Annotated in this window: 10 protein-coding genes and 1 pseudogene; 3 read left to right on the top strand and 8 right to left on the bottom strand. The window is 76.0% G+C overall.

Annotation, left to right across the window (positions count from 1 at the left end; translation table 11 throughout):
- Positions 1–28: 28 nt before the first annotated feature.
- From D450_RS31235 to D450_RS0124915, 8 genes and pseudogenes are all read right to left on the bottom strand, one after another.
- Positions 29–460: an ATP-binding cassette domain-containing protein gene (locus D450_RS31235; protein WP_275041911.1), complete on the bottom strand. Its 432-nt coding sequence runs from the start codon at positions 458–460 to the stop codon at positions 29–31.
- 35 nt (positions 461–495) lie between these two features.
- Entirely contained in the window at positions 496–654 is a 159-nt protein-coding gene (locus D450_RS35785) for an ATP-binding cassette domain-containing protein (RefSeq protein WP_449289485.1), read from the bottom strand.
- Positions 655–758: 104 nt separating this feature from the next.
- Positions 759–1,586 carry an ABC transporter ATP-binding protein gene (locus D450_RS0124935; protein ID WP_017541351.1) on the bottom strand — a complete coding sequence of 276 codons (828 nt, stop codon included), beginning with the start codon at positions 1,584–1,586 and terminating at the stop codon, positions 759–761.
- Positions 1,580–2,464, bottom strand: a complete 885-nt coding sequence (locus D450_RS0124930) for an ABC transporter permease (protein WP_152520908.1) — start codon at positions 2,462–2,464, stop codon at positions 1,580–1,582. Before D450_RS0124930 ends, D450_RS0124935 begins: the two co-directional genes overlap by 7 nt.
- A 128-nt stretch (positions 2,465–2,592) precedes the next feature.
- Positions 2,593–3,285 carry an ABC transporter permease gene (locus tag D450_RS0124925; protein ID WP_338037998.1) on the bottom strand — a complete coding sequence of 231 codons (693 nt, stop codon included), beginning with the start codon at positions 3,283–3,285 and terminating at the stop codon, positions 2,593–2,595.
- Positions 3,262–3,549, bottom strand: a pseudogene (locus D450_RS35320) (ABC transporter permease); the annotation flags it as partial. The pseudogene D450_RS35320 and the gene D450_RS0124925, both read right to left, overlap by 24 nt.
- Positions 3,550–3,754: 205 nt before the next feature.
- On the bottom strand, positions 3,755–5,308 hold the full coding sequence (locus tag D450_RS0124920) for an ABC transporter substrate-binding protein (RefSeq protein ID WP_017541348.1): 1,554 nt from the start codon (positions 5,306–5,308) through the stop codon (positions 3,755–3,757).
- A 149-nt stretch (positions 5,309–5,457) separates the two neighbouring features.
- Positions 5,458–5,823 (bottom strand): YkvA family protein, encoded by a 366-nt coding sequence (locus tag D450_RS0124915; RefSeq protein WP_017541347.1) that lies wholly within the window; start codon positions 5,821–5,823, stop codon positions 5,458–5,460.
- A 103-nt stretch (positions 5,824–5,926) separates the two neighbouring features.
- On the opposite strand from D450_RS0124915, the gene D450_RS0124910 reads away from it, so the two are divergent.
- From D450_RS0124910 to D450_RS0124900, 3 genes are all read left to right on the top strand, one after another.
- Positions 5,927–6,814, top strand: a complete 888-nt coding sequence (locus D450_RS0124910; protein WP_017541346.1) for an N-acetylmuramoyl-L-alanine amidase — start codon at positions 5,927–5,929, stop codon at positions 6,812–6,814.
- 54 nt (positions 6,815–6,868) lie between these two features.
- Positions 6,869–7,384: a DivIVA domain-containing protein gene (locus D450_RS0124905; protein WP_017541345.1), complete on the top strand. Its 516-nt coding sequence runs from the start codon at positions 6,869–6,871 to the stop codon at positions 7,382–7,384.
- A gap of 70 nt (positions 7,385–7,454) precedes the next feature.
- Complete coding sequence (locus D450_RS0124900) at positions 7,455–8,180, top strand: DivIVA domain-containing protein (protein WP_017541344.1); 726 nt, start codon at positions 7,455–7,457, stop codon at positions 8,178–8,180.
- Positions 8,181–8,269 lie beyond the last annotated feature (89 nt).

The raw sequence follows: 8,269 nt of genomic DNA, 5'->3' as shown, positions 1-8,269 counted from the left end.
GGTCCTCGACCGACCTGTCGTTGCAGTACTAAGGGGTCGCCTCGATCATGCGGGCGAGGACCGGGGCGGTCCGCTCGGCCTCGGCCGGGGCCGTGGCGGCGGGGACGTCGGCCACCGAGCGACCGCCGTCCAGGACCAGGAGCCGGCCGGCCATGCGCCGGGCCACCCGCAGGTCGTGGGTGACCATGACCAGGGTCCTCCCCCGGGACTCGGCGGCCAGCAGGTCCAGCACTCGCTCCTGGGCCAGCACGTCCAGGCCGCTGGTGGGCTCGTCGGCCAGCAGCACCGACGGCCGCACCGCCAGGGCACGCGCCACCGCCACCCGCTGGCGCTCGCCGCCCGACAGCTCGGTGGGCCGCCGCCCGGCCATCGCCGGGTCCAGCCCCACCCGCTCCAGCAGGCCGGCCACGCGGTCCGCCGCCTCGCGGCGCCGCGTCCCCGCCGGCAGCGCGTCGGCCACCGCCCGGCCCGCCGTGTGGCGGGGGTCGAAGGAGCTCAGNGCGGCCGCCCCCCCCCCCGCCGCTCCCGCTCGGGCAGCGCCCACACGTCGGACGCGCCGAAGGCACCCACCCGGCCGCTCTGCGGGCGGTCGAGCAGCGCGGCCACGCCCACCAGGGTCGACTTGCCCGACCCGCTGGGCCCGACGACGGCCACCGCCTCCCCCTCGCCCACCGCGAGGTCCACGCCGCTCAGCGCCTCCACGCGGCGCCGGCGGCCGCCGAGGCGGCGTGTGACCCCTGCCAGTTCGATCGCGGCGCTCAACGGGCGCCTCCGCGCGCCGGGGAGGGCGTGGCGACGGCGGGCGCCGCGGCCCGGACCAGCTCCCGGGTGAAGGGGTGGCGCGGGGAGCGCAGCACCTCGGCGGCGGGGCCGGACTCGGCGATCCGGCCGCCGTCGAGGACCGCGACCCGGTCGGCCCACCGCGCGGCCACCGCCAGGTCGTGGGTGATCAGCAGCAGGGCGCCGCCCCCGGCGGTCCGGGCGCGCAGTGTGTCGAGCACGCCGGCCTGGGTGACGGGGTCGAGGGCCGAGGTGACCTCGTCGGCCACCAGCAGCCGCGGACCGAGGACGCAGGCCAGGGCGAGCGCCACCCGCTGGGCCTGGCCGCCGGAGAGCTCGAAGGGGTAGGCCCGCCACAGGCCCTCGGGTTCCTCCAGGCCGGCCGCGCGCAGGGCGTCGGTCCCCCGCTCCCGGCGCTCGGCCCGGGGCACCCCGTGCGCCTTGAGGGTCTCGGCCAGGTGCGCGCCGACGGTCACGGTCGGGTTGAGGCTGGCCTGCGCCTCCTGGAAGGCGTAACCGATGCCCGGGCCGCGCAGGGCGCGCATCCGGGCCGGCGGCAGGGCCATCAGGTCGACGACGGCGCCGTCGGCCCCGGTGAACCGGGCGGTGCCCGAGCGCTCGGCGCCCTCCGGCAGCAGGCCGGCCAGGGCGCTCGCGGTCAGGCTCTTGCCGCTGCCGCTCCGCCCCACCAGGGCGGTCGCCTCGCCTGCGCGCAGCTCCAGGTCGAGGCCGTCGACCACGGACCGGCCGCCCACCCGGACCCGCAGTCCGGCGACCTCCAGGACGGTGCCCACGGTGCTCACCATGTCCTCCCCTCTCCGGCCCCCGGCCGCTCCAGCCCGGTGGAGACGGCGTTGACCGCGATGATGGTGGCCACGATCGCCCCGGCCGGGAGCGCCACCGTGTACCACTGGCCGGTCAGCAGCAGGGCGCGCGCGTCGGTGAGCATGGTGCCCCAGCTGGGAATGTTCGGCGGGATGCCGAGCCCGAGGAAGCTCAGGGTGGACTCGGTCAGGATGGCGTGGCCGACCTCGAAGGCGGCGATGGCGGCGATCGGCGGCAGCGCGTTGGGCACCAGGTGCCGCAGGAGGATCCGGGTGCGCGAGTGGCCCAGGGACCGGGCGGCGCGCACGAACGGGCGCTCGCGCAGGGCGCGGACCTCGGCGCGGGCGATCAGGGCGACGGGCATCCAGCCGGTGGCGGCGATCGCCAGCACCACGGTGGCCGGGGACGGGCCGGCCACGGCGGCCAGGGTGAGGGCGACCAGGATCATCGGGAGCGCCAGGAGTGCGTCGGCGGTGCGGGTGACCAGCGTGTCCAGCCACCGGGGGCCGAGCGCGGCGGCGGTGCCGACCGCGGTGCCGGCGGCGACGGTGAGCAGGCTGGCGGCCGCGCCGACCAGGAGCGAGTAGCGGGCGCCGTGCAGCATCCGGGCGAGCAGGTCCCGGCCGAGCCGGTCGGTCCCCAGGGGGTGGCCGGGGCTGCCCGGCGGCAGCCCGGTGGCCGAGGTGTCGGTGGCGATCGGGTCGTGTCCGGAGAGCACCGGCGCGAGCGCCGCCGCCAGGACCATCAGGGCCAGCACCGCGAGCCCGGCGACGAGCCCGGCGCGCCCCCGGACCCGGGGGACGAGCAGCGCCGCGGGTGTGGCCGCACGCGGTGCCAGAGGGGAAGGGGTTCCGCTCACCACACACCCCCTCGGAAACCGGGGACGGAGGCCGCGGCGCACGTGTGCGGTGCGACGGGCGCACTGAAGGCCGGTCCGCCCGCGGCCGCGGGCCGGGGAGGCGTCCGCAAGGCTGTTTTATCGTGCATCTATGCCTCCCTCAGGAGCCGGACGCGGGGGTCGAGGCGGGCGGCGGCGATGTCGGCGACCAGATTGGCGGCCACGACGATCGCCCCGGTCACGAGCACCACCGCCAGCAGCACCGGGTAGTCCTGCGTCTGCGCCGCCTCCAGCGCCAGGCGTCCCATCCCGGGCCAGGCGAACACGACCTCGACCGCGTACGCCCCCGCCAGGAGCTGGGCGACGCCGACGCCGAAGCGCGCGGCGAAGGGGACCAGCCCCGGCTTGAGGACGTGGCGGATCCGCACCGTCCCAGGGGTGAGGCCGCGGGCATGCGCCGCCGTCACGTGCGGGGACGAGCGGACCCGGCGCACGCCGCTCTCCACCAGGCGCACGTAGACGCCGAAGTGGTGGCCCAGCGTCAGCGCGAGCGCCGGGAGCACCACCGAGGAGGCGACGGTGGCGGCGTCGGGGGGCTGTCCCGGCCGTCCGATGCCCCCTGAGGGGAACCACCCCAGCCAGACCGACCCGGCGAAGAGAAGGAGCAGCGCGGCGACGAACCCGGGCAGGCCGCCCAGGGCGAACACGGCCACGCCGATGCCGCGCCGCAGCGCCGCCGAGCGGGTCAGACCGGCGACCAGGCCCAGGGCCACCGCGCCGACCAGGCTGAACACCGTCGCGACCGCCGCCAGCAGCAGGGTCCACGGCAGGGCGTCGGCCACCTGGTCGGCGACCGGGCGCCCGTTCATGTACGAGGACCCGAGGTCGCCGGTGAGCGCCCCGCCCAGCCAGTCGGCGTAGCGGACCGGCAGCGGGGCGTCCAGGCCCATGGACGCGCGCAGGGCCGCCACCTCGGCGTCGGGCACCGGGCGCCCGCCCGACCGCGCCTCCAGCACCGACCGCGCGGGGTCGCCGGGGGCCAGGTCGAGCATGAGGAAGCAGAAGACCGACAGGGCGGCGAGCACGGCCAGTGCCGCGCCTGCCCTGCGGAGTGCGAATCCGGTGACGGCGGTCTCCTTGTCTCTCCTGGCCGCGCGGCCGGTCGCCGCCCGAGAGGCGGGTGACGGCCGACGCGCGGGGCGGGCTTCTGTACGTCAGTGGCGGCGGTTCCTCAGCGGTGGCGCGAGGGCCGGGGAGGCGGGGCCCGGCCGTGGGCCCGGACGGGGCCCGGCCCCACGGCCGGCGCCGGGGTCAGGAGGAATAGCTCCAGTCCTCCACATTCCAGAAGAACCCGTAGCCGTGGTGGGCCAGCGCCCTCTCCTTCGGCCCCTCCAGGTTCTCCGGGACCGCGTTCACGGCGTCCAGGTAGGACACGAACACGTACGGCGGGTTCTCGGCGATCGCCTCCTGGAAGTCGGCGTAGGCCTTCGCGCGCTCGTCCCTGTCGTTGGTGCTGCGCCCGTCCTCCAGGGCCGCGTCGACGTCGTCGTCGGCGTAGCTGCCGTAGTTGGAGCCGCCGTCGCCCAGCGCCTCGCTGGAGTGGAAGGGGCCGAACAGCGAGGTGTCCGGGTCGTAGGGGGTGCCCCAGCCGATGAGGAAGGCCTCCAGCCCGGCCCAGTCGACCGCGTCGCGCGGCTTGGGCTCGGCGGTCACGTCGAAGCCCTGCTCGCGCAGCTGGGTGGCCACCACCTCGATCATGGCCGAGCGCACGCCGTCCTCGGCGAACGTGGTCAGCTCGAAGGCGTAGGGCTCGCCGTCCTTCTCCCAGACGCCGTCCCCGTTGAGCTCGTAGCCGTCGTCCTCCATGATCTCTTTCACCCGGTCGGGGTCGAAGGAGTAGTCGGCGGCGTCGGTGCCGAAGGGGCTCTTGTCGAGCGGGCCGGAGGCCGGGGAGCCGTAGCCGTGCAGCACGCTGTCGATGACCGCGTCGCGGTCCACGGCGTAGTTCATGGCCGTGCGCGGCTCGGGGTCGGCGAACCGCTCATCGGTCATGTTGAACAGGATCCCCCGGTAGTCGGCGGTGGGGAAGCGCTCGGTCCGGTAGCCCTCGACGTCGAAGCCGTCGGCCTGGCTGGGCTCCAGGTAGGCCGCGTCGACCTCGCCGTTCTGCAGGCTGATCAGGCGCGCGGCGGCGTCGGGCACGTAGGAGACGGTGACGCCGTCCAGCCCGGGCGCGCCGCCGTAGTAGTCACCGAAGGCCGACAGGGTGGCGTACTCGCCGTGCTTCCACTCGTCCAGCCGGAAGGGGCCGGTCCCCACCGGGTTCTCCCCGAAGCCGGGGTCGTCGACGCCGCTGTCGGCCAGCAGGTGCTCGGGCAGGATGCCGTTGGAGAGGGTGTCCAGCAGCGCCGGGGTGGGCTCGCTGAGCCGCATCACCACGGTGTGCCCGTCCTCGGCCTCGACCTCCTCGACGTTGGCGAACTTGTTGCTCGTGGGCAGGTCGCCGTCGCGCACGCCCTCGACGGTGAAGACCACGTCGTCGGCGGTGAAGGGCTCGCCGTCGTGCCAGGTGACCCCCTCGCGCAGGGAGAAGGTGTAGGTCCGCTCGTCGTCGGCCACCTCCCAGCTCTCGGCCAGCGCCGGCACGACCTCGTTGTCGGCGTCGTGCGCGGTGAGCCCGCGGAAGACCATCTCGGTGACCGGGTCCAGGTGCTCGTCGACCAGGGCCGGGTTGAACTGGTCGGGCTCGTCGCCCAAGGCGTAGGTGAGCGTGTCGCCGTCGTCGGCGCCGCCCTGCGCCGAGCACCCGGCGGCGATGAGCGCGAGGCAGGTCCCGGCGGCGGCCAGGGATCGCGAACGGAACATGTTTCCCCACTAGTTGCGAATGATTTGCAACTGACAACCGTACGCTCCTGGCGCGCGGCATCGCCCCGCAGGGGTGGGCCCCGCCGCCCGACGCACCGCGGCCCCCGCCCATGACCTGGGCGGGGGCCGCACTCGGGGGGCCGGGACGCTCAGTCCACGACCCTCCCTTGGACGTACTCGCGCCCCTGGCTGCGCTCCCACTCCAGGAAGCGCTCCGTCTCGCCCATCAGGCCCGAGGCCAGCCACACCGCCACGACGGCGTCGTCGGCCAGCCCGAAGAGCGGGATGAACAGCTCGGGGACGAGGTCGACGGGGCTGAGCACGTAGACGAGCGCCGCGAGGAACAGCAGCACCCGGGAGGCGGGCATCTGGGTGTAGCGGCCGGTGATCCGGCCGCCCAGCATGCGGGGCACCGCAGTGGCGCGCGCCCACAGCGTCGGCTTTCCGGGCTCGATCCCCTCGTGGACCACCTGCCAGGCGGCGGCACCCGCGGCGGCGCGGTTGGACTTGCGCATCCGACCCCCTCGGTCGTTCTCCGGTCAGGGGCGTCGCACCCCCTACTCACGATATGACGCGACGGGGGCGCGCGGTGTTCCCCGTACCCGTTACCTTGGCCCAATGCCCCACATGCGCCCCCTCGGCCCCGCCGCCCTCGCCGCCGCGCTGCTCGTCCCGCTCGCCGGCTGCACCTCGGCCGCGGACGGCGCCGAGCCCCGCCCGCAGGCCGGGGTGCGCCCCGGCGCTTCGGAGGAGGACGGGTCCGGCAGCGGGGCGCCCGGAGCGCAGGACGGGCGGGCGGACGGCGGCGCGGGGGACGGCGACGGCGGTCCGCTCAGCGGGTTCACCGTGGTGATCGACCCCGGCCACAACGGCGGCAACGCCGACGCCCCGGGGGAGATCGGCGCGTTGGTCCCGGCCGGCCCCGGGGAGAAGGAGTGCGACACCGTCGGCGCCGAGAGCGCGGACGGCTACCCCGAGCACGCCTTCAACCTCGACTTCTCCCTGCACATGCGCGACGAGCTGGAGGAGCGCGGGGCCGAGGTGGTGCTCACGCGCGAGGACGACGAAGGCGTCGGGCCCTGCATCGACGAGCGGGCCGCGATCGGCAACGAGGCCGGCGCCGACGCGGCGGTCTCGGTGCACGCCGACGGCGGATCGGAGTCCGGGCGCGGCTTCCACGTGATCGCGCCCGGCGAGGTGGAGGGCTTCACCGAGGAGATCGTCGCCCCGTCCCGGCGGCTGGCCGAGGAGCTGCGCGACGCCTTCGCCGAGGACGCCGGCCTGCCGGTCTCCGACTACCTGGGCGAGGACGGCCTGGACGAGCGCACCGACCTGGGCGGCCTGAACCTGTCGACGGTGCCCAAGGTGTTCCTGGAGGCGGGCAACATGCGCAATGCCGAGGACGCCGAGCTGCTGGAGGACCCGCAGTGGCGGGAGGAGGCCGCGGTGGTGGCGGCCGGGGCGGTCGCCGCCTTCCTCACCTCCGGGGACGCCGTCCGGGGCTGACCGGGACCGGCCCGGCCCTCCCCCCGCCGAACCGCCCTACGGCATGATCGCCCCATGTCCGATCTCCCCACCCGCCTCGCCGAGCACTTCGGCCCCCGACGCCCCGTCTTCGACACCGTGCTCCGCGGCTTCCACCGGGGCCAGGTCACCGCGCTGGTCGAGCGCGTCCTGGCCGACGACCCCGCACTCACCGCCGAGGAGCTGCGCGCCACGGAATTCGACGTGGTCCTGCGCGGCTACGACCGCACGCAGGTGGCCGCCTACCTGGATCAGGCCATCGCCCTCCGGGACGGCGGCACCGCCGCCGACGGGTCCCCCGGGGGCGCGGACGCCGGACGGGCGGGAGGCGACGGGGCGCCGGCCGAGGAGCAGCCCGAGTTCGACGTCGTGATGCGCGGATACGACCGCGGCCAGGTGGCCGTGCTCGTCGGCCGGTACCTGGCCGGCGACGCCGCCCTGACCGCCGAGGAGCTGCGCTCGCCCGGCCTGGACGTGGTCCTGCGCGGCTTCGACCGCAGCCAGGTCGCCGCGTACCTGGAACGGGCCGCGGACCGCCTGCAGGGCCGCTGAGCAGCCGGTCCGCGCACGCGCCCCCGGGGTGGAGCAGGCGTACCGACCGATGGGTCGGCACAATGGGTACATGCCTCTGACACCCGCCGACATCAGGAACAAGCGGTTCACCCTGGTGCGCCTGCGCCCTGGATACAACGAGGACGACGTCGACGCGCTCCTGGACCGGGTGGAGGAAGCCTTCGCCGCCATCGAGCACGGCCGCGCCGAGGAGCCGGTGATCACCGCCGCCGAGGTGGAGGACTCGGTCTTCCGCGGGACCCGGCTGACGGCCGGCTACAAGGAGGACGAGGTCGACGACTTCCTCGACCAGGTCGCCGCCGAGCTGCGCGGCCACGGGCTGGCCCGCCCCGGCGACCGGCCCCGGCCCGGGGCGTCCGCCCCGGTGGACCGGGGCGCGCCCGCGCCTCCCCCGGAGCCGCCCCGCACCCGCGCCGAACCGGCGGCGCCCGCCCACGGGGGCGCGAACGGGGCCGGGCCGGCACCCGGGACGCCGCAGGGGACGCCGCAAGGGGCAATGTCCCCCGAGCACGTGCGCAACAAGAGGTTCGCCACCACGCGCCTGACCACCGGCTACAACGAGGACGAGGTCGACGCGTTCCTGGACAGCGCCGAGGTCACCCTCTCGGCCCTGGTCAACGGGCGCCCCGACCGGGCGCTGCTGACCGCCGCCGACGTGGAGCGGGTCCGCTTCTCCACCACCCGGGCGCGGCCGGGCTACGACCCGGCGCAGGTCGACGCGTTCCTCGACGAACTCGCCGCCGAGCTCCGCAGGTACGAGCCCGACCGCCCGTGACCCCTGGACGGTCCGCACCTTCCCGCCCCAGGTGGGGGCGCACCACGGCTCCGCGTGCGAAGGCCCCGGGCCCCTCGGGCCCCGCAGGC

This window comes from Nocardiopsis halophila DSM 44494 (genome assembly GCF_000341245.1).
GTDB lineage: Bacteria > Actinomycetota > Actinomycetes > Streptosporangiales > Streptosporangiaceae > Nocardiopsis_A > Nocardiopsis_A halophila.
Note: the sequence above shows the minus strand (reverse complement) of the source record. Positions and strands in the feature narration are given on the sequence as shown.

What these genes read in the sequence shown, in the direction of transcription:
- D450_RS0124920 (WP_017541348.1), bottom strand. Translation starts at nt 5,308, where the DNA reads ATGTTCCGTTCGCGATCCCTGGCCGCCGCCGGGACCTGCCTCGCGCTC.
- D450_RS0124915 (WP_017541347.1), bottom strand. Translation starts at nt 5,823, where the DNA reads ATGCGCAAGTCCAACCGCGCCGCCGCGGGTGCCGCCGCCTGGCAGGTG.
- D450_RS0124905 (WP_017541345.1), top strand. Translation starts at nt 6,869, where the DNA reads ATGTCCGATCTCCCCACCCGCCTCGCCGAGCACTTCGGCCCCCGACGC.
- D450_RS0124910 (WP_017541346.1), top strand. Translation starts at nt 5,927, where the DNA reads ATGCCCCACATGCGCCCCCTCGGCCCCGCCGCCCTCGCCGCCGCGCTG.
- D450_RS0124900 (WP_017541344.1), top strand. Translation starts at nt 7,455, where the DNA reads ATGCCTCTGACACCCGCCGACATCAGGAACAAGCGGTTCACCCTGGTG.
- D450_RS0124935 (WP_017541351.1), bottom strand. Translation starts at nt 1,586, where the DNA reads ATGGTGAGCACCGTGGGCACCGTCCTGGAGGTCGCCGGACTGCGGGTC.